This window comes from Paraburkholderia sp. BL25I1N1, from assembly GCF_003002025.1.
In the GTDB taxonomy this organism is placed as follows: domain Bacteria; phylum Pseudomonadota; class Gammaproteobacteria; order Burkholderiales; family Burkholderiaceae; genus Paraburkholderia.
In genome coordinates, this window is the sequence record NZ_PVZB01000004.1 from 1 (window position 1) to 19,077 (window position 19,077).

Genomic DNA, 19,077 nt, shown 5'->3' on the forward strand with positions numbered 1-19,077 from the left:
GCGCCTTTTTCTTTCCAGTCCGGGATCAGTTCGGTGATCGCGCGCGGATCCATCACCGCGCCCGACAGGATATGCGCCCCGATCTCCGAGCCTTTTTCCAGTACGCACACGCCAAGCTCGACGCCTTTTTCCGCTGCCAGCTGCTTCAGGCGGATCGCCGCGGACAGGCCGGCCGGGCCTCCACCGACGATCACGACGTCGTATTCCATCGACTCGCGTGGACCGTATTGCTCAATGAGACTTGCGGGGGTCATTGATGCTCCTCTTACCGTTAGAATGCTTTTTTCGGGTTCGTATTGTGGGCGATGCACACCCGCACTGCAACCAGATGAGCAGAGATTAGCACGATCGTTCTATTTCTATGATACGGTATGACCCGTAGTGACGGTCTTACCGCACCCGTCAACCGCAGCCGTAACAACAACCGAACAAGGAACGACAATGGGCCGTTCGATCAATCTGGAAGGCAAGGTCGCGCTGATTACCGGCGCTTCGAGCGGGTTGGGAAAGCGCTTTGCTCAAGTGTTGTCGCAGGCGGGCGCCAAGGTCGTGCTGGCGAGCCGGCGGACCGAGCGTCTGAAGGAGTTGCGCGCCGAGATCGAGGCCTCCGGCGGCGCGGCGCACGTCGTTTCGCTCGACGTGACCGACTACCAGAGCATCAAGTCGGCGGTCGCCCATGCGGAGACCGAGGCAGGCACGATCGACATTCTGGTGAACAATTCGGGCGTGTCGACCACGCAGAAGCTCTCGGAAGTCACCCCCGCCGACTTCGAATATGTGTTCGATACCAACACGCGCGGCGCGTTCTTCGTCGCTCAGGAGGTCGCCAAGCGCATGATCATGCGCGGCAACGGCGCGCAGAAACCGTCGTACCGCATCATCAATATCGCGTCGATGGCGGGTTTGCGCGTGCTGCCGCAGATCGGCCTGTATTCGATCAGCAAGGCGGCTGTCGTGCATATGACGAAAGCCATGGCGCTGGAGTGGGGCAAGCACGGCATCAACGTGAACGCGATCTGCCCGGGCTACATCGACACGGAGATCAATCACCATCACTGGTCGACGGAGCAAGGGCAGAAGCTCGTGTCGATGCTGCCGCGTCACCGCGTCGGCAAACCGGAAGATCTGGACGGGCTCCTGCTGCTGCTGGCGGCGGACGAATCGCAGTTCATCAACGGCTCGGTGATTGCCGCCGACGACGGCTTCGGGCTCTCCTGAACGCAAGACGGCGCGGCCGACGCTCGTGCTTGCAGGTCGCGAGGGCCCGGATTTGCGTCCGTTCGAAGAAACTGTTTTACACCCTCGGGCCTTTGTCGCTTTGAGGGCGCGCGCTATGTTGTTGTCTGTCTCTGCGCCGGTCCGCACGCCGGCTTCAACCTGATTTCAACCCGTTAAAGAAGTACGATGAGCGATTTTCACGCAGTTTTCGAGATGTCGATGCCGATCCGCTGGGGCGACATGGACGCCTTCGGCCATGTGAACAACACGGTCTATTTCCGCTACATGGAGCAGGTGCGGATTTCCTGGTTCGAACAGCTGGGCCTGGCCGGTAACAACGCCGACGGCCAGGGTCCGGTGATCGTCAATGCGTCGATGGAGTTTCTCAAGCAACTGCATTATCCCGGCGACGTGATCGGCCGGATGACGGTGGCCACGCCCGGCCGCAGCAGCTTCGACACGGGTTTCGAGCTCGTGCGCGCGGACGATCCGAATACCGTCTATGCGCGTGGCGCCGCGCGCTGCGTCTGGATCGACTACGCGGCGGGCAAGTCGGTGCCGGTGCCGGACCTGCTGCGCGAAACCATCGAGCGGGCGGCGCTGGTCAAGGCGGCGTAATCGCCGGCCCTCAGCCGACTTTCGTGGCGAACTGGCGGCGTTCGCTAACGTCGCCGTGCATTGCCGCTTGCCTTTGAGGTGGCCTGCCAAAGGCGCGACTCAGCGTCCCGACTCACGCGCCGCTGCTTCAATGTCCGAGCAGGCGCTGCAACAGTTCCGTCGCGTTACCCGTATCGTATTTGCGCATTAGCCGCGCCCGGTAGACATCGACGGTGCGCGGGCTGATATCCAGCACCCGGCCGATCTGCTTGCTGGTCTTTCCCGTCACCAGTTGCGCGGCGATTTCGCGTTCGCGCGGTGTCAGTTCGACCGCCACGCGCCGCGTCGCGCTCAGGTCCTCGAAGGTCCAGACGCCCGCCGCATGCGGGTCGGCGCGTTCCTGCGCGCGGCCCGTCACGTGGCACCAGAACAATTCCCCGTTGGCCCGCTTCATGATGCGGTCGTCCGCGTAGCTGCCGTGCGCCGTCATGATGGGCGGAATCCGCGCGCCGATTCGCTCGAATTCGTCTGTGGACGGATACAGCACCTGAAACGACTGGCCGAGCAGCGACTCTCGCGTGCAGCCGAATATGGACGCGAGCTCGTCATTGCAGTCTTCGATAGTTCGTTCGCGCGACAGGACGAGTCCGATTGGAGCGAGCTGGAACGCGGTTTGATAATCCAGTGCGGGCATGAATTGGCGGCAAGTACTTATGTATTTTTGCGTATTGTGCCGCATGGCGCGCCCAGCGTACTCTTTCGAGCACATGACAACGCGGCGAAGCCGTCCGCGGCGGGCTTTGTACTACGCGCAGCGAAACCGGGGCGCGGCCCGCCGGGGATGACTAGAATGACGTGTCGGGCTCGAGCCCGCGCAACGTCGTATCAGCCGCAACGATCCGAATTCGGGTTTCCATAAAGGAAGGGACATACTGATGAACAAGGTCTATCCAGGCGCCGCCGAGGCGCTGAAAGACATCGTCAAGGACGGGCAGACGTTTGCCGTCGGCGGCTTCGGGCTGTGCGGCATTCCGGAGGCGCTGATCGGCGCACTGCGCGATTCGAAGGTGCAGGGCATCACCTGCATCAGCAACAATGCGGGCGTCGACGGTTTCGGCCTCGGTCTGCTGCTCGAAACGCGCCAGGTCAAGAAGATGATCTCGTCGTATGTCGGCGAGAACAAGGAGTTCGAACGCCAGTATCTGGCCGGCGAACTCGAACTCGAATTCACGCCGCAAGGCACGCTCGCCGAGAAGCTGCGCGCGGGCGGCTCGGGCATCCCGGCGTTTTTCACCAATACCGGCTACGGCACGCTGATCGCCGAAGGCAAGGAAACCCGCCAGTTCGGCGAAAACCACTACGTGCTGGAACACTCGCTGACGGCCGACGTCGCTTTGGTGAAGGCGTGGAAGGCCGACAAGTCGGGCAACCTGATCTACCGCCGCACCGCGCGCAATTTCAACCCGATGTGCGCGATGGCCGGCAAGATCACCGTCGCGGAAGTCGAAGAGATCGTCGAAGTGGGCGAACTCGATCCGGACGCGATCCATACGCCTGGCATTTTCGTGCAGCGCATTGTGCTCAATGCGAATCCGGAAAAACGCATTGAACAACGCATTGTCCGCGCGAAAGGAGACTGATCATGGCATGGACTCGTGACGAAATGGCCGCACGCGCGGCGAAAGAATTGCAGGACGGTTTCTACGTGAACCTCGGCATCGGCTTGCCGACGCTGGTCGCCAATCACGTGCCGGCGGGCGTCGAAGTGTGGCTGCAGTCGGAAAACGGCCTGCTCGGCATTGGCCCATCGCCGACCGAAGAGGAAGTGGACGCCGACCTGATCAACGCCGGCAAGCAGACGGTGACCACGCTGCCGGGTTCGTCGATTTTTTCGTCGGCGGATTCGTTCGCGATGATTCGCGGCGGCCACATCAATCTGGCGATTCTCGGCGCGATGCAGATCAGCAAGAAGGGCGATCTGGCCAACTGGATGATCCCGGGCAAGATGATCAAAGGCATGGGCGGCGCGATGGATCTGGTTGCGGGCGTCAAGCGCGTGGTCGTGCTGATGGAGCACGTCGCGAAGGGCGATCAGCACAAGATCCTCGACGAATGCACGCTGCCGCTCACGGGCGTGGGCGTGGTCGACCAGATCATCACCGACCTTGGCGTGATCGAAGTCACGGACAACGGGCTGAAGGTGACCGAACTGGCGCCGGGCGTGAGCGTCGAGGAAATCAAGGCCAAGACGGGCGCGCCGCTCGATGTGAGCGCGGTTAGCTGAATGGCATGCGGCGAGGCCGTCTGCAGCGGTTTGAGGCGGGTTGAGGCTGGTTGAGGCTTGTTGAGGCCGCTGTGCGGGCGGATACGGCTGGTGTGAGCGGCAGGCGGCCGCGAGGCGGTTCCCAGGCGGGCGAGGCGTGAGTCTCGCCCGTTTTGTTTTGTGCGCCGGACATTCGTTTCGAGCCGTCCTAGCCCATCCGGCCGACTCTTGCCGCTCGGCAAAGCGGTTTACAATCGTTTGAAGATTGAACGCCTATCTGTCCCTGCTGTGCCCAGGCCGAACTCGCAGCGCTTTTGCAAGGAACCCAGATGACCGCAACCACGTTCGCTTCCACCACCGGACGGCTTGCGCCGCGCCAACGCTATGTGCAATGCGCGAGCGCCGGTGGCTTGCACCGCATTGCTTATACCGAGTGGGGCGACCCGGCCAATCCGCGCGTGCTGTTATGCGTGCACGGCTTGACTCGTTCAGGGCGCGATTTCGACCGCCTCGCGGATGAGTTCGCGGGCACTTACCGCGTGGTGTGTCCGGATGTCGCGGGGCGGGGCTTGTCATCGTGGCTTGCCAACCCCAACTTCTATACGGTGCCGCAATACGTCGCCGACATGGTCACACTCATCGCGCGCCTGAATGTGGAGACGGTCGACTGGTTCGGCACGTCGATGGGCGGCCTGATTGGGCTTGGGCTTGCCGGGTTGCCCGAAACGCCGATCCGCAAGATGTTGCTGAACGATGTGGGTCCGCATCTGGAGCCGGCTGCGGTACAACGCATCGGAGAGTATCTCGGCAAGCCCGTGCAGTTTGAAACGCTGCAGCAAGGTATCGACTACGCGGCCTTGCTCGCGCAGACTTTTGGTCCGCTCACACCTGACGACTGGCGCGAAATCAACACCCCGCTTCTGCACGAACAGGACGGCAAGTGGCTGTTCCGTTACGACCCGCGGATCGCGCAGCCCTTTACGGCAACCACCGAGGAAGCTGCCAAGCTCGGCGAAGCCGCGCTGTGGCATTCGCTGGCCTCGTTTCAAGGGCCGGTGCTGGTGGTGCGCGGCGAGTTGTCCGACCTGCTCTCGCGTGAAACCGTTGCGAAGATGGTCGAGACCGGGCGTGCGGTGTCGAGCGCGGAAATCGCCGGTGTCGGACACGCGCCGGCGTTTTTGTCGGCCGATCAGATCGACATCGCGAGGCAGTTCTTTATCGGACCGGCCGCCGACGCGTCATAATATGCAGTTGCGCGCGGCGTCCTCGACGAGGCGCGATGCGCAACGCATCTCCGATCAATTTTCAAACCAACTCAGGATTCGCCATGGCAGTCATTCGTCACCACGTCGGCAAGCGCCTCTCGGAAATCGCCGTGCATAACGGCACCGTGTACCTCGCGGGCCAGATCGCCGAAGACGCGGATCAGGACATCACGGGTCAGACGCGCGAAGTGCTCGGCCACATCGACCGTCTGCTGGGCGAAGTGAATAGCGACAAGTCGCACTTGCTGTCGGTGCAGATCTACATCTCGGACATGGTGCACTTCGCCGGCATGAACGCGGTGTGGGACGAGTGGGTTGCACAAGGCGCCACGCCGCCGCGCGCAACCGTCGAGGCAAAGCTCGCCAATCCGAAGTGCCTGGTCGAAATCTGCGTAGTCGCTGCGCAGCGCGCGTAAGCTGGGCACGTGCAGTTGAAATTCCGTTGAATCGTCTGGCCCGGTGGGCCGTCGCACCATGAATACCGAAACCGTTACGAACGCGCCGAACCCTCTTCCTTCTTTCGATGAAGCGATGGCGTTCGTGCGCGAGCATGCGGGCGAGGTGCGGCTGTCGTCGGGCGAAATGCTGGCGGATCACGCGGCGGGCACGGCGTCGATCATGCGCAAGCTCAATGTCGATCCGCCGGCGGTGCTGGCGGCGGCGCTGTTTGCATTGACGCCGCATCTGCAGGACCCCGAGCGCCTGATCGCCGACAACTTCGGCGAAGAAGTCGCGCAACTGGTCGGCGACGTGCGCAAGTTGCTACGCCTTGGCACGGTGAGCATGCGCGCCGCGCAGAACGCCATGCCAGAAGCCGGGCGCGATGCGCAGGCCGCGCGCCGCGCGCAGGTCGAGGCGCTGCGCAAGATGCTGCTCGCGTTCGCGCAGGATATTCGGGTGGTGCTGATCCGGCTCGCATCGCGCCTGCAATCGCTGCGTTACTACGCGGCGGCGAAAATCACGCCTTCGCCAGACGTGGCGCGCGAGACGCTCGATATCTATGCGCCGCTCGCCAACCGTCTGGGCATCTGGCAATTGAAGTGGGAGCTCGAGGATCTCGCGCTGCGCTTCGAAGAGCCGGTGACTTACAAGCGCATTGCCAAACTGCTCGACGAGAAGCGCGTCGAGCGCGAGAGCTATGTCGCGCAGGCTATCGAACGTCTGCAAAAGGAATTGGCGGCGGCGCATATTCGCGCGGAAGTGAGCGGCAGGCCAAAACACATTTACAGCATCTGGCGCAAGATGCGCGGCAAGGAACTGGATTTCGCCGAGCTGTACGACGTGCGCGCATTTCGTGTGATCGTGCCGGATATCAAGGATTGCTACACGGTGCTCGGCATCGCGCACAACCTGTGGCAACCGGTGCCGAAAGAGTTCGACGACTATATCTCGCGGCCGAAGCCGAACGGCTACAAGTCGCTGCACACGGTGGTGATCGGCGACGACGGCCGCGCGTTCGAAGTGCAGATCCGTACGCACGAAATGCATCAGTTCGCCGAATACGGCGTGGCCGCGCATTGGCGTTACAAGGAAGCCGGCACGCGCGGCTACGGCGGCCAGTTCGCCGCCAACGAGAAGTACGACGAGAAGATCGCGTGGCTGCGTCAGTTGCTCGCATGGAAAGATGAAGTCTCCGAAGGCGAGCACGGTGAGAAGCGCGCGTCGCAGCCGTGGGAACAACTGCGCCAGGCCACGCTCGACGACGACCACATCTATGTGCTGACGCCGCAGGCGCGGGTGATTCCGTTGCCGCACGGCGCCACGCCTGTCGATTTCGCGTACCACTTGCATAGCGAGTTGGGGCACCGTTGCCGCGGCGCGCGCGTCGACGGCGCGATGGTGCCGTTGAACACGCCCTTGCAAAACGGTCAGACGGTGGAGATCGTCGCGGTGAAGGAGGGCGGTCCGTCGCGCGATTGGCTCAACCCGCAACTCGGCTATCTGCAAAGTCCGCGCGCGCGGCAGAAGGTGCGCGCGTGGTTCAATGCGGTCGAAGTGCAGGAACATATCGCGAGCGGCCGCGCGATGGTCGAGAAGACCTTGCAGCGCGAGGGTAAGACGTCGGTCAATCTGGATCAGCTCGCGGCCAAGCTTGGCTTCAAGACTACCGACGACTTGTTCTCCGTGGTGGGCAAGGAAGAATTCAGCTTGCGGCTCGTCGAGCAGGCGCTGCACGATGCGCCGCCGCCGGAACCGGTGGTCGAAGCGCCGGAGCAATTCGAGAAGCGCAGTAGTGGCGCGAGCGTGGCGCGCGGCGCGTCTACCGGTGTGTTGGTGGTCGGTGTCGATGCGTTGCTCACGCAACTCGCGCGCTGCTGCCGGCCCGCGCCGCCTGACGATATCTGCGGCTTCGTTACGCGCGGCAAAGGCATGTCGATTCATCGCAGCGATTGCCCGACGTTCCTGCGCATGGCCGATCGCGCGCCCGAGCGCGTGTTGCAAACGGCGTGGTCGGCGGAGGTGATGAGCGGCCGCGGGCAGTCGGTCTATCCGGTCGATCTTTCGATCGATGCAACGGATCGGCAGGGCTTGCTGCGCGATATTTCCGAAGTGTTCGCGCGCGAGAAGATGAACGTGATCGGCGTGAAAACGCAAACGCGCCGTAATGCTGCGTTCATGCAATTTACCGTCGAGGTCTCGAGCGCGGCGCAGATTCAGCGCGCGTGCACGTTGCTCGGCGAAGTCACGGGCGTGGTGCGCGCTTCACGCAAGAGTTGACGAGTATGCGGCGCATGTGTGGCCAATCGACGTATGCGCTGGTGGCATGCGTGAGGGCGCGAGTAGAAATTTAAAGTCGGTGCATAAAAGTACTTGCCAAGCAGTGTGGCGCTCCATATAATCTCGTTTCTTCAGGCTCGTAGCTCAGCTGGTTAGAGCACCACCTTGACATGGTGGGGGTCGTTGGTTCGAGTCCAATCGAGCCTACCAACGAAAGAGAAATTCCGGCTTTGCCGGGGTTTCACAAGCTGCAGTAAGCGCCTTTGGCGCAAAAGGCGAATACGGTTATGACACCGCGAACGTTGACCGAGACTACTTCGGAGCGACGCTAGTCGAGGACCACTTTCGCCACTGTAGTTAGCAGGAAATGTGAATGCGGCCCCTCGAAAGCGGGGCCGCATTTTTTTTGTTTTTTTGACCTGGTTGTATGTGCCACCGCCGGTCGGCACCTCGGAGAACGCAATGGTTTCGATACGTCTGCCTGACGGTTCTGTTCGACAGTACGAGCATCCGGTGACCGTCGCCGAAGTGGCCGCCTCGATCGGCCCCGGCCTCGCGAAAGCCGCGCTTGGCGGCAAGATCGACGGTGAACTGGTCGATACATCTGCGCTGATCGATCACGATGTGGCGTTGGCCATCGTCACCGAGAAAGACGCGGACGGTCTCGATATCATCCGTCACTCCACCGCGCACTTGCTTGCATACGCGGTGAAGGATCTGTACCCGGAAGCGCAGGTCACGATCGGCCCGGTCATCGACAACGGTTTCTACTACGACTTCGCATACAACCGTCCGTTCACGCCGGAAGATCTCGAGAAGATCGAAAAGCGCATGCAGGAACTCGCGAAGAAAGACGAACCCGTTTCGCGCCGCGTGGTGTCGCGCGACGAAGCGGTGGACTACTTCAAGAGCATCGGCGAAAAGTACAAGGCCGAGATCATCGGATCAATTCCCGCTACCGACGACATCAAGCTGTACTCGCATGGCGGCTTCACCGATCTGTGCCGCGGTCCGCACGTGCCGTCCACCGGCAAGCTGAAAGTATTCAAGCTGATGAAGGTCGCGGGTGCCTACTGGCGCGGCGATTCGAAGAACGAACAATTGCAGCGCATCTACGGTACCGCCTGGACGAAGAAGGAAGACCAGGAAGCGTATCTGCACATGCTCGAAGAGGCGGAGAAGCGCGATCATCGCAAGCTCGGCAAGCAACTCGATCTGTTCCACATGCAGGACGAGTCGCCGGGCATGGTGTTCTGGCATCCGCGCGGCTGGACGCTGTGGCAGCAGGTCGAGCAATACATGCGCCGTCGCGTGAACGACGCGGGTTACCTCGAAATCAAGACGCCGATGATCATGGACCGTTCGCTTTGGGAAGCGTCGGGCCATTGGCAGAACTATCGTGAAAACATGTTCACGACGGAATCGGAAAAGCGCGACTACGCGATCAAGCCGATGAACTGCCCCGGTCACGTGCAGGTGTTCAACCACGGTCTGCGCTCGTACCGCGATTTGCCGTTGCGTTACGCGGAATTTGGTTCGTGCCACCGCAATGAGTCGTCCGGCGCGCTGCACGGTCTGATGCGCGTGCGCGGTTTCGTGCAGGACGACGCGCACATTTTCTGTACCGAAGACCAGTTCATCAGCGAATCGATCGCGTTCAATACGCTGGCGATGAGCGTCTACAAGGATTTTGGCTTCGACAATGTCGAGATCAAGCTGTCGCTGCGCCCGGACGCGCGTGCCGGCACGGATGAGACGTGGGATCGCGCGGAGCAGGGTCTGCGCGAGGCGCTGACGGCCTGCGGCGTGACGTGGGAAGAATTGCCGGGCGAGGGCGCCTTCTACGGCCCGAAGGTCGAATACCACATCAAGGACGCGCTTGGCCGCTCGTGGCAATGCGGTACGCTGCAGCTCGATATGGTGCTGCCGGAGCGTCTGGGCGCGGAGTACGTCGCCGAAGACAACAGCCGCCGCCGCCCGATCATGCTGCACCGGGCAATCGTCGGATCAATGGAGCGGTTCCTCGGCATTCTGATCGAGCACCATGCTGGTGCAATGCCCGCATGGCTCGCGCCGATGCAGGTCGTAGTGATGAATATCGCGGAAAGTCAGGCGGAATATGCGCGTTCTTTAGCCCAATCGTTGCAAAAACAAGGGGTTAGAGTAGAGGCCGATTTGCGCAACGAGAAGATTAGCTATAAAATACGCGAGCACACGCTGGAAAAGGTGCCGTACCTGCTTGTGGTCGGCGACAAAGAGCGTGAAGCCCAAACGGTAGCCGTGCGTGCCCGTGGTGGTGTCGATCTGGGTGTGATGCCCCCCGACGCCTTCATTGAGCGTCTGCGCCAGGATGTGCAGTCGTTCAATTGAGCCACTTGGCAGCCCGGCTCGTTTTTTTAAATTTTAGAGGAAACGTAACATCGCTACTGATAAGTCTGCGCACCGCATCAACGGTGAAATTACGGCACCCGAGGTGCGTCTGGTCGGCGTCGAGAACGAACCGCTCGGCATCGTGAAACTCGCTGATGCGTTCCGCATGTCGGAACAGCAAGACGTGGATCTGGTCGAAATCGCTCCGCAAGCGGTTCCGCCGGTTTGCCGCTTGATGGACTACGGCAAGTTCAAGTACTCGGAAGCGAAGAAGCAACACGAGGCGAAGCTGAAGCAGAAGATCGTCCAGGTCAAGGAAGTCAAATTCCGCCCGGGTACTGATGACGGCGACTACAACGTCAAACTGCGCAACCTCATCCGCTTCCTCGACGACGGCGACAAGACGAAAATCACGTTGCGTTTCCGTGGCCGCGAAATGGCTCACCAGGAAATCGGTATGCGCATGCTCGAGCGCCTGCGCACGGACCTCGACGAAGTCGGTCAGGTCGAGCAGATGCCGAAAATGGAAGGGCGCCAGATGATCATGGTGCTCGCTCCGAAGAAAAAGAAGTAAGCGATCAGCGCTGCAGCGCACCGTGTGGTGCGCGCTCTGGTTGTGAGTAAAGTTTGAAACGATGCGGCGCCGGGTGTCCGGTGCCGCCTCAGCAGGTTTCGGAACGACGCGTGTACAATGCGCGTCGCTTCCCGAAAAGCGGCTGCCGGCAGTTCAGGCGGTCTGCATACCAAGTGGAGTGGGTTTCGAAGGGCGGGTAATGGCCAATGGCCGACCGCACACCCATATCCATCTAATAATGGAGTTGTCATGCCGAAGATGAAGACCAAGAAGAGTGCTGCAAAGCGCTTCGTGGTGCGTCCGGGCGGTACCGTCAAGCGCGGTCAAGCCTTCAAGCGCCACATTCTTACCAAGAAGACCACCAAGAACAAACGCCATTTGCGCGGTTCGACGGCAGTTCATGATGCAGATATGAACTCCGTGCGCGCAATGCTGCCGTTCGCTTAACCCTTAACCGAAACTCATAGGAGCAAGACATGCCTCGAGTAAAACGTGGGGTTACCGCACGGGCCCGTCACAAGAAGATCATCAAGCTGGCCAAGGGTTACCGCGGCCGTCGCAATAACGTCTATCGCATCGCCAAGCAGGCGGTCATGCGCGCAGGCCAATACGCCTACCGCGATCGCCGCAACAAGAAGCGTGTGTTCCGTGCATTGTGGATCACGCGTATCAACGCGGCGGTGCGTCAGCACGACATGACGTACAGCGTGTTCATCAACGGCCTGAAGAAGGCTTCGATCGAACTCGACCGCAAGGTGCTGGCTGACATGGCTGTGTTCGACAAGGCTGCTTTTGCTGCGATCGTTCAGCAGGTGAAAGCCGCCGTTGCAGCCTGATTGCGCTTCTGGCAATTAATACTGCGTGGTTCGTTGCAGCGAAGATCCGGTAGTCTCGGTGACGCTGCAGCAAAAACGGGGCTCCTCACCGAGCCCCGTTTTTGTTGGTAGAACCAGTTTTGCTTCGATTGAACACTGACGTTGAAATGATGGGATCAATGGATCTGGACCAGATTGTCGCCGACGCGCAAAAAGCCTTCGCAGAAGCCTCCGACGTCACCACCCTCGAGAACGAGAAAGCGCGCTTTCTCGGCAAATCGGGTGCGCTGACCGAACTGTTGAAGGGCCTTGGCAAACTCGACCCCGAAACGCGCAAGACCGAAGGCGCACGGATCAACCTCGTCAAGCAACAAGTGGAAGCCGCGTTGACAGCCCGCCGTCAGGCGCTGGCCGACGTGCTGCTGAACCAGCGCCTCGCCGCTGAAGCCATTGACGTCACGCTGCCGGGCCGCGGCACCGGCGCAGGCAGTCTGCACCCGGTGATGCGCACGTGGGAGCGCGTCGAACAGATTTTCCGTACGATCGGATTCGACGTGGCCGACGGCCCCGAAATCGAAACCGACTGGTACAACTTCACCTCGCTGAACAGCCCGGAAAATCATCCGGCGCGTTCCATGCAGGACACCTTCTACGTCGACGGCAAAGATGCCGACGGCCGCCAACTGCTGCTGCGCACGCACACCAGCCCGATGCAGGTTCGCTATGCGCGCACCAACACGCCGCCTATCAAGGTGATCGTTCCGGGCCGCACGTACCGTGTGGATAGCGACGCGACGCATTCGCCGATGTTCAACCAGGTCGAAGGCCTGTGGATCGACGAGAACATCAGCTTCGCTGATCTGAAGGGCGTCTACACCGACTTTCTCAAGAAATTCTTCGAGCGCGACGACATTCTCGTGCGCTTCCGTCCGTCGTATTTTCCGTTCACCGAACCGTCGGCCGAGATCGACATGTTGTTCGAAACGGGCAAGAACGCCGGCAAGTGGCTCGAAATTTCGGGCTCGGGCCAGGTTCATCCCACGGTGATCCGCAACATGGGCCTCGACCCGGAGCGTTACATCGGCTTTGCTTTCGGCAGCGGCCTCGAGCGGCTCACCATGTTGCGTTATGGCGTGCAAGACCTGCGTCTGTTCTTCGAAAACGACCTGCGTTTCCTGCGTCAATTCGCCTGAACCGGCGCGTACGAACGCGACAAGCATAGAGCGCGGCAAGGCACACAGTGCCTGCCGCCTGCAGCGTCCCCGGCAGTGTCCGATGAGTGGCATCGCATGAACATCGCGCCGAGTCAAAACATTGCCGGACGTGGACCTAACCTGATCAGAACGTACACAGAACCATGCAATTCCCGGAATCCTGGCTGAGAACCTTTGTCGATCCGCAACTGACGACCGACGAACTGTCGCACGCGTTGACGATGGCGGGTCTCGAAGTCGAAGACCTGCGGCCGGCCGCGCCGCCGACCTCGAAGATCGTCGTCGGCCAGGTGCTGGAAGTCGTCAAGCACCCGGACGCGGACAAGCTCAACGTGTGTCAGGTCGACGCCGGCACGGGCGCGACGCTGAACATCGTGTGCGGTGCGCCGAACGTGGCGCCCGGCATCAAGGTGCCGGTCGCGCTGGTCGGCGCGCAACTGCCGCCCGCTGAAGAAGGCGGCGCGCCGTTCGCGATCAAGCTCTCGAAGCTACGCGGCGTGGAAAGCCAGGGCATGCTGTGCTCGGCACGCGAACTGAAGCTCTCTGAAGATCATAGCGGCCTGCTGATCCTGCCGGAAGATACGCCGATCGGCCAGGACATCCGCGAAACGCTCAATCTCGACGACACCGTGTTCGAGATCAAGCTGACGCCGAACAAGGCGGATTGCCTGTCGGTGTTCGGCGTGGCGCGCGAGACCTCGGCGATCACCGGCGCGCCGCTGCGCCCGCTCGAGATCAAGCCGGTCGAAGTGAAGCTCAACGAGACGCTGCCCGTCAAAATCTCGGCGCCGGATCTGTGCGGCCGTTTCTCGGGCCGCGTGATTCGCGGCGTGAACGCGCGCGCCAAGTCGCCGCAGTGGATGGTCGAGCGTCTGGAGCGTTCGGGCCAGCGCAGCATCTCCGCGCTGGTCGATATCTCGAACTATGTGATGCTCGAACTGGGTCGTCCGTCGCACGTGTTCGATCTGGACAAGATTCACGGCGGCATGGACGTGCGCTGGGGCCGCAAGGGCGAAACGCTCAAGCTGCTGAACGGCAACACCGTCGAACTCGATGAAACGGTTGGCGTGATCGCCGACGAGCAGCACATCGAAAGTCTCGCGGGCATCATGGGCGGCGACAGCACGGCCGTCACGCTCGACACCACCAACATCTATCTCGAAGCCGCCTTCTGGTGGCCCGACAGCATTCGTGGCCGCTCGCGCAAGTACAACTTCTCGACTGATGCAGGCCATCGCTTCGAACGCGGCGTCGACTATGCGACCACCGTCGATCATATCGAACGCATCACGCAACTGATCCTCGACATTTGCGGCGGCGCAGCCGGCCCGGTCGACGATCAGATCGTCAACGTGCCGAAGCGCGAGCCCGTGAAGATGCGTGTTTCGCGTGCGAACCGCATCATCGGCATCAAGATCGACGCGGACGAAATCGCGCAGATTTTCACGCGCCTCGGTCTGTCGTTCGAGCGCAGTGAAGACACGTTCTCGGTGATCCCGCCGTCGTATCGCTTCGATATCGAAATCGAAGAAGACCTGATCGAAGAAGTCGCGCGCATCTACGGCTTCGAAAAAATTCCGGCGCGTCCGCCGGTCGCGACCAGCGAGATGCGCGCGACCAATGAGACGCAGCGTTCGATCCACGAGCTCCGTCACGCGCTCGCGGCGCGCGACTACGCGGAGACGGTGAACTTCAGTTTCGTCGACGCCGAGTGGGAACAGGACTTCGCCGGCAACGACAAGCCGGTACGTCTGCTGAATCCGATTGCGAGCCACTTGTCGGTGATGCGCACGACTCTGTTCGGCAGCCTGATTCACGTGCTGCGTACGAATCTGAACCGTCGCACGGCGGATCGTGTACGCGTGTTCGAAGCCGGTCGCGTGTTCCTGCACGATCCGTCGATCAAGGCCGGTGAGCTCACGGTCGAAGGCTTCGCGCAGCCGAAGATGATCGGCGTCCTCGCGTACGGTCCCGCGCTCGAAGAGCAGTGGGGCGCGGCGACGCGCACGGTCGACTACTTCGACGTGAAGGGCGACCTGGAAGCCGTGCTGGCGCCGGCCGTCGCGCGCTTCGTCAAAGCGGAGCATCCGGCGTTGCATCCGGGACGCAGCGCGCGTATCGAACTGAATGGCCGCGCAGTCGGCTGGATTGGCGAATTGCATCCGCGCTGGATGCAAAAATATGATTTACCGCATGCACCGATTCTGTTTGAAATCGAAGCGGAAGCATTAATGCAGCGCGTATTGCCGATTCCGTCTGAAGTGTCTAAGTTTCAGCCGGTGCGTCGTGATATTGCGGTGGTCGTCGATCAGAAAATCGAGGTCCAGGCACTGCTGGACGAGCTCCAGAAGGCCCAGTCCGAACCCGCCTGCAAGACGGTTCAGAAGGTTGTGCTTTTCGACGAATTCCGTCCAAAATCAAACACTTCCGGTGGTCTCGGCGCTCACGAGAAAAGCCTTGCGTTCCGTGTGACCTTGCAAGATACTGGCGGAACCCTTCAGGATGAAACGGTCGATCTGGCTATTCATACTCTGGTGGAACGTCTGGCTCGAGTATATGGCGCACGGTTGCGCGGATAACCCGCATTTAACAATTGCACGGCTGTATCCGCATCCATTGTTTCCCGCTTGGCGCGCCATTTGATAGATATGAATGAAATGAACTCGAGTGATTTCGAAGCCCTTCTTACGGCGCAGCGTAGCGCCATGATTCGCGAAATTCCGACATCACCCGCCGTCGTTTCCACTGAAACGCCGACGCTCACCAAGGCGGAACTTGCTGAGTTGCTGTTCGACAATGTCGGGCTCAACAAGCGGGAAGCGAAAGACATGGTCGAAGCGTTTTTCGAGGTGATCCGCGACGCGCTCGAGAGTGGCGACAGCGTGAAGCTGTCGGGGTTCGGCAACTTCCAGTTGCGCGACAAACCCCAGCGTCCCGGCAGAAACCCGAAGACCGGCGAGGCGATTCCAATCGCCGCGCGTCGCGTTGTGACGTTCCATGCAAGTCAAAAGCTGAAAGCACTGGTTGAGAACGGCGCTGACGCGAGCTTCACGCGCTAATCGACTGGCGCGTTCCTGCGCAACCCACCACGACGGCTAACTGACGATGACAGCGACGATCGAAAAAGTCGTCTTGCCTCCGATTCCGGCGAAGCGTTACTTCACGATTGGTGAGGTCAGCGAACTATGCGGCGTGAAACCGCATGTCTTGCGCTACTGGGAGCAGGAGTTCACGCAGTTGAGGCCGGTCAAGCGGCGTGGCAACCGTCGCTACTACCAGCATCACGAGGTGCTGTTGATCCGGCGGATTCGCGAGTTGTTGTACGAACAGGGCTTCACGATCAACGGCGCGCGCAACCGGCTCGATTCACATGGCGGTGGAGCGCACGGTGCGCCGGGCGGTGCGATCGAGGAAGGCGAGGGTGCTGCGGTGCCGGCGGCAACCACAGCCGCCACCACGGTAGACGTCGAGCAGTTGCGTAAGGAATTGCTGCACGTAATCGATTTGTTGGGGCGCTAGTCGCGTTTGTTAGCAGAAGGCGGTTCTAATCGAATGAAGTGTCTGTTATAATTTTTAGCTGTTCGGGGCGTAGCGCAGCCTGGTAGCGTACCTGCATGGGGTGCAGGTGGTCGGAGGTTCAAATCCTCTCGCCCCGACCAAGATTAAAAAGCCGCACGCCCAAAGGCGTCGCGGCTTTTTTGTTTTTGGCCGCCACTGCGGCAGGGCTGCGATCGTTCGTCGCACCGATCACGATCACATCATTTGAGCCGCGTACCACTCCGCCCCGAGCCTCTCGCACGCGGCAACGTGACACTGCTTCACGCGAGGCAGGCTGTACATCAGGGCCTGCACTGACGCGCGACTGACCCTCTTCTCGCGCAACCGCTCGGCGACGACTATCCGCTTGCCGGCCGCAGACCTAAACGCCGTTATGATGACGCGTGGATCATCCGGCATCTCTGCCGCGCTTTCTAACGGAAATTTTTCCGACGCACGTACGTTACGGCGGCTTTGCGTTCTGCTGCAACGCGGCCAGTGAGCCATTCGGCGGACGGGCGCTGAGAGGTCTGGGCTCGGCTCGTTCGATCTTGAGCAAGCCGGTGCGCCAGTCTACGACCAGCGGCTCGATCGCAGCCGCTCGTTTTCGAATAAGCGCTCTACAGATTTGCGCATCACCTGTATCCCACTCCTGATCCGCGCGTCTACCATGCACGTTTGCCCGCCGCGTGCGGCGCGTCTTGATCAACGGGTTTCCGCATGAGTCTGCTACTTCGTTTGTTACTTCTGATATTCACCAGCCGGCGCCGCAGCCGGCTGCATGTGCTCGATACGTGCGTCACGCCGTTTCGCGTCTGGTTGAATGACCTCGACGTGTTGCTTCACATGAACAACGGTCGTTATTTCACGATCCTCGATCTGGCGCGCGTCGATTTGATGATGCGCAGCGGCTTGTGGCGTCAATTGAAGGCACAGCGCTGGTATCCGGTTGTCACGCTGGAAACGATGCGTTTTCACCGTTCGCTCGAACTCGGCAATCGCTATGACGTCCGGACCCGCGTGATCGGCTGGGACGACAAGCATATCTTCATCGAACAAGGGTTCGTGCGTGACAACGCGCAAGTGGCGCTGGCCATCGTGCGGGCACGCTTTCTGAAGCGAGGCGGCGGTGTCGTGACTACTGCCGAGTTAATGCAACTGTCCGGCGTGACGCAGTCATCGCCGGCGTTGCCCGAATGGATCGCGCGTTGGAGCGAGGCCGAAGGAGGGATGGTGTTTCCGTCGGCTTCGTCTATTCCAGGCCAACAGGATGCGAGCATCGTCACGCGTCGGTAAGCACTCTGTCGTGCGGGTCCAGGCGCGCCCGCATCAAACGGCATCCTGAACGAACTACTGATACCACGCAGCCAATCGATCATTAGGAGCGCCAGCCGCGCTTGCACTTCCGTATGCGCCTGCGGCGAAGTGATGTTCTATTCATAGTTACGAAGCTGCGACGGCATGAGATACGCCGACCGGTCGCCATTCAGCACTGAAGCCAGAACATGCATATCGATGCTGCCTCCAGTTAGCACAGCGGCAATGCGCTTACCGGCAAAATAAGGGTGGAGGGCCGCGGCAAGCGCAACCGCGCCCGCGCCTTCGACGACAAGATGATTGTGCTTCGCCAGACAGCGGATAGCTTCGGCCGTGTCCTCGAGCGTTGACACAATGACGCCGTCCACCAACGCATTGAGGTATGGCCAATTCGCCTCGAGCACGGTCGAGACGCCGATGCCCGCGATCATGGGCGTCGAGTCGACAGATACCTCAACGATAGCGCCGGCCGCAAGAGAAGAATAGAACGGTGCCGCCGCTTCGCTTTCGCACGCATACAATTTCGCGCGCGAGTCCCAATGCGCGCACGCCAGCGCAGTACCCATGATCAACCCGCCGCCGCCGAAGGGCACGAGGATCACGTCGACATCCGGCAGGTCTTCCAGGATCTCCTGTCCGATCGACGCGTCGCCGACGATCACATCGCGACACGCACAAGGATGCAGAAATGTGCCGGTTTCGCCGGGCGGTATTTCACCGCACAGTATTGCCCACCATCTTTCGTAGGGCACTTCGATCACCTCGGCGCCCAGCGAGCGAAGCGCCTCGATTTTGCTCCTTGCTGCGGTATCGGTGACATACACCCTGACGTCCGCGCCGCGAACCCTCGTCGCTTCGGTCACGCCAAGCGCGAAGTTGCCGGTGCTCGCCGTGTAGACACCGTTCGCCAGTTGAGCGGCCGTAAGGCTCGATACCGCATTCAGCGCGCAGCGTATCTTGAACGACCCTCGTGGCTGAAGGTTCTCCGGTTTGAGAAACACGCTTCGATCCGTGGCAGCGGCGTAGGGCAACAGCGGTGTGCGGACGACGGTTCCCCGGATCGTCTCCGATGCGCGCTCGATATCGGCTCGGGAAACGTCGCCGAGATAGCCCGAGCCGACATCATTCCCGAAAGACGTGCGCGCACGATGCAGAATGCCAGGAAAGCTCATGATGTCCTCGCTTTCGT

Annotated in this window: 19 protein-coding genes and 2 tRNA genes; 18 read left to right on the top strand and 3 right to left on the bottom strand. The window is 60.9% G+C overall.

Annotated features, from left to right (window positions below; all coding sequences use genetic code 11):
* Positions 1–254, bottom strand: a 254-nt coding sequence (locus B0G73_RS06765) for an NAD(P)/FAD-dependent oxidoreductase (RefSeq protein ID WP_146144156.1), incomplete at its 3' end; no start/stop codon positions are given.
* A gap of 187 nt (positions 255–441) precedes the next feature.
* On the opposite strand from B0G73_RS06765, the gene B0G73_RS06770 reads away from it, so the two are divergent.
* Together B0G73_RS06770 and B0G73_RS06775 are read left to right on the top strand one after the other, a co-directional pair.
* Positions 442–1,218 carry an SDR family oxidoreductase gene (locus B0G73_RS06770; RefSeq protein ID WP_012433748.1) on the top strand — a complete coding sequence of 259 codons (777 nt, stop codon included), beginning with the start codon at positions 442–444 and terminating at the stop codon, positions 1,216–1,218.
* A 186-nt stretch (positions 1,219–1,404) separates the two neighbouring features.
* Entirely contained in the window at positions 1,405–1,836 is a 432-nt protein-coding gene (locus tag B0G73_RS06775) for a thioesterase family protein (RefSeq protein WP_106279193.1), read from the top strand.
* 127 nt (positions 1,837–1,963) lie between these two features.
* Here the strand turns inward: B0G73_RS06775 and B0G73_RS06780 are convergent, their stop codons facing one another.
* Positions 1,964–2,509: a LuxR C-terminal-related transcriptional regulator gene (locus tag B0G73_RS06780; RefSeq protein ID WP_106279195.1), complete on the bottom strand. Its 546-nt coding sequence runs from the start codon at positions 2,507–2,509 to the stop codon at positions 1,964–1,966.
* Positions 2,510–2,750: 241 nt separating this feature from the next.
* Here B0G73_RS06780 and B0G73_RS06785 point away from each other — a divergent pair, with 241 nt between their 5' ends.
* The 16 genes from B0G73_RS06785 to B0G73_RS06870 all read left to right on the top strand — a co-directional run bounded on the left by B0G73_RS06785 (position 2,751) and on the right by B0G73_RS06870 (position 17,867).
* Positions 2,751–3,455, top strand: coding sequence for a CoA transferase subunit A (locus B0G73_RS06785; protein WP_106279196.1), 705 nt, complete (start codon positions 2,751–2,753; stop codon positions 3,453–3,455).
* A 2-nt stretch (positions 3,456–3,457) separates the two neighbouring features.
* Complete coding sequence (locus tag B0G73_RS06790) at positions 3,458–4,099, top strand: CoA transferase subunit B (protein WP_106279198.1); 642 nt, start codon at positions 3,458–3,460, stop codon at positions 4,097–4,099.
* Between the two features lie 308 nt (positions 4,100–4,407).
* The gene (locus tag B0G73_RS06795; protein WP_106279200.1) at positions 4,408–5,322 is read left to right on the top strand and encodes an alpha/beta fold hydrolase; all 915 of its coding nucleotides are present in this window, start codon (positions 4,408–4,410) and stop codon (positions 5,320–5,322) included.
* Between the two features lie 83 nt (positions 5,323–5,405).
* A complete protein-coding gene (locus B0G73_RS06800; RefSeq protein WP_106279733.1) occupies positions 5,406–5,759 on the top strand; it encodes a RidA family protein in 354 nt (117 codons plus the stop codon).
* Between the two features lie 58 nt (positions 5,760–5,817).
* On the top strand, positions 5,818–8,061 hold the full coding sequence (locus tag B0G73_RS06805; protein WP_106279202.1) for a bifunctional (p)ppGpp synthetase/guanosine-3',5'-bis(diphosphate) 3'-pyrophosphohydrolase: 2,244 nt from the start codon (positions 5,818–5,820) through the stop codon (positions 8,059–8,061).
* A gap of 133 nt (positions 8,062–8,194) precedes the next feature.
* Positions 8,195–8,271 (top strand) — tRNA-Val (locus tag B0G73_RS06810).
* Positions 8,272–8,523: 252 nt separating this feature from the next.
* On the top strand, positions 8,524–10,431 hold the full coding sequence (gene thrS, locus B0G73_RS06820) for a threonine--tRNA ligase (protein ID WP_106279204.1): 1,908 nt from the start codon (positions 8,524–8,526) through the stop codon (positions 10,429–10,431).
* A gap of 49 nt (positions 10,432–10,480) precedes the next feature.
* A complete protein-coding gene (infC, locus tag B0G73_RS06825; RefSeq protein ID WP_074263967.1) occupies positions 10,481–11,005 on the top strand; it encodes a translation initiation factor IF-3 in 525 nt (174 codons plus the stop codon).
* A gap of 249 nt (positions 11,006–11,254) precedes the next feature.
* Positions 11,255–11,452: a 50S ribosomal protein L35 gene (gene rpmI / locus B0G73_RS06830; protein ID WP_012433738.1), complete on the top strand. Its 198-nt coding sequence runs from the start codon at positions 11,255–11,257 to the stop codon at positions 11,450–11,452.
* A 29-nt stretch (positions 11,453–11,481) separates the two neighbouring features.
* Positions 11,482–11,841, top strand: coding sequence for a 50S ribosomal protein L20 (gene rplT / locus B0G73_RS06835; RefSeq protein ID WP_006052502.1), 360 nt, complete (start codon positions 11,482–11,484; stop codon positions 11,839–11,841).
* 158 nt (positions 11,842–11,999) lie between these two features.
* Positions 12,000–13,013 carry a phenylalanine--tRNA ligase subunit alpha gene (pheS, locus tag B0G73_RS06840; protein ID WP_181196504.1) on the top strand — a complete coding sequence of 338 codons (1,014 nt, stop codon included), beginning with the start codon at positions 12,000–12,002 and terminating at the stop codon, positions 13,011–13,013.
* Between the two features lie 164 nt (positions 13,014–13,177).
* On the top strand, positions 13,178–15,613 hold the full coding sequence (pheT, locus tag B0G73_RS06845; RefSeq protein WP_106279206.1) for a phenylalanine--tRNA ligase subunit beta: 2,436 nt from the start codon (positions 13,178–13,180) through the stop codon (positions 15,611–15,613).
* A 69-nt stretch (positions 15,614–15,682) separates the two neighbouring features.
* Positions 15,683–16,093 carry an integration host factor subunit alpha gene (locus B0G73_RS06850; protein WP_106279208.1) on the top strand — a complete coding sequence of 137 codons (411 nt, stop codon included), beginning with the start codon at positions 15,683–15,685 and terminating at the stop codon, positions 16,091–16,093.
* Positions 16,094–16,139: 46 nt separating this feature from the next.
* Positions 16,140–16,553: a MerR family transcriptional regulator gene (locus B0G73_RS06855; RefSeq protein WP_106279210.1), complete on the top strand. Its 414-nt coding sequence runs from the start codon at positions 16,140–16,142 to the stop codon at positions 16,551–16,553.
* Positions 16,554–16,616: 63 nt separating this feature from the next.
* Positions 16,617–16,693, top strand: a tRNA-Pro gene (locus B0G73_RS06860).
* A gap of 598 nt (positions 16,694–17,291) precedes the next feature.
* A complete protein-coding gene (locus B0G73_RS06870; RefSeq protein ID WP_106279214.1) occupies positions 17,292–17,867 on the top strand; it encodes a thioesterase family protein in 576 nt (191 codons plus the stop codon).
* Positions 17,868–18,004: 137 nt separating this feature from the next.
* Here B0G73_RS06870 and B0G73_RS41120 read toward each other — a convergent pair whose 3' ends face one another.
* On the bottom strand, positions 18,005–19,060 hold the full coding sequence (locus B0G73_RS41120; RefSeq protein WP_106279216.1) for a threonine/serine dehydratase: 1,056 nt from the start codon (positions 19,058–19,060) through the stop codon (positions 18,005–18,007).
* Positions 19,061–19,077 lie beyond the last annotated feature (17 nt).

Bases quoted from the DNA above. Each gene is read 5' to 3' on its own strand.
- B0G73_RS06770 (WP_012433748.1), top strand. From the start codon at position 442: ATGGGCCGTTCGATCAATCTGGAAGGCAAGGTCGCGCTGATTACCGGC.
- B0G73_RS06775 (WP_106279193.1), top strand. From the start codon at position 1,405: ATGAGCGATTTTCACGCAGTTTTCGAGATGTCGATGCCGATCCGCTGG.
- B0G73_RS06780 (WP_106279195.1), bottom strand. From the start codon at position 2,509: ATGCCCGCACTGGATTATCAAACCGCGTTCCAGCTCGCTCCAATCGGA.
- B0G73_RS06785 (WP_106279196.1), top strand. From the start codon at position 2,751: ATGAACAAGGTCTATCCAGGCGCCGCCGAGGCGCTGAAAGACATCGTC.
- B0G73_RS06790 (WP_106279198.1), top strand. From the start codon at position 3,458: ATGGCATGGACTCGTGACGAAATGGCCGCACGCGCGGCGAAAGAATTG.
- B0G73_RS06795 (WP_106279200.1), top strand. From the start codon at position 4,408: ATGACCGCAACCACGTTCGCTTCCACCACCGGACGGCTTGCGCCGCGC.
- B0G73_RS06800 (WP_106279733.1), top strand. From the start codon at position 5,406: ATGGCAGTCATTCGTCACCACGTCGGCAAGCGCCTCTCGGAAATCGCC.
- B0G73_RS06805 (WP_106279202.1), top strand. From the start codon at position 5,818: ATGAATACCGAAACCGTTACGAACGCGCCGAACCCTCTTCCTTCTTTC.
- thrS (WP_106279204.1), top strand. From the start codon at position 8,524: ATGGTTTCGATACGTCTGCCTGACGGTTCTGTTCGACAGTACGAGCAT.
- rpmI (WP_012433738.1), top strand. From the start codon at position 11,255: ATGCCGAAGATGAAGACCAAGAAGAGTGCTGCAAAGCGCTTCGTGGTG.
- rplT (WP_006052502.1), top strand. From the start codon at position 11,482: ATGCCTCGAGTAAAACGTGGGGTTACCGCACGGGCCCGTCACAAGAAG.
- pheS (WP_181196504.1), top strand. From the start codon at position 12,000: ATGGATCTGGACCAGATTGTCGCCGACGCGCAAAAAGCCTTCGCAGAA.
- pheT (WP_106279206.1), top strand. From the start codon at position 13,178: ATGCAATTCCCGGAATCCTGGCTGAGAACCTTTGTCGATCCGCAACTG.
- B0G73_RS06850 (WP_106279208.1), top strand. From the start codon at position 15,683: ATGAATGAAATGAACTCGAGTGATTTCGAAGCCCTTCTTACGGCGCAG.
- B0G73_RS06855 (WP_106279210.1), top strand. From the start codon at position 16,140: ATGACAGCGACGATCGAAAAAGTCGTCTTGCCTCCGATTCCGGCGAAG.
- B0G73_RS06870 (WP_106279214.1), top strand. From the start codon at position 17,292: ATGAGTCTGCTACTTCGTTTGTTACTTCTGATATTCACCAGCCGGCGC.
- B0G73_RS41120 (WP_106279216.1), bottom strand. From the start codon at position 19,060: ATGAGCTTTCCTGGCATTCTGCATCGTGCGCGCACGTCTTTCGGGAAT.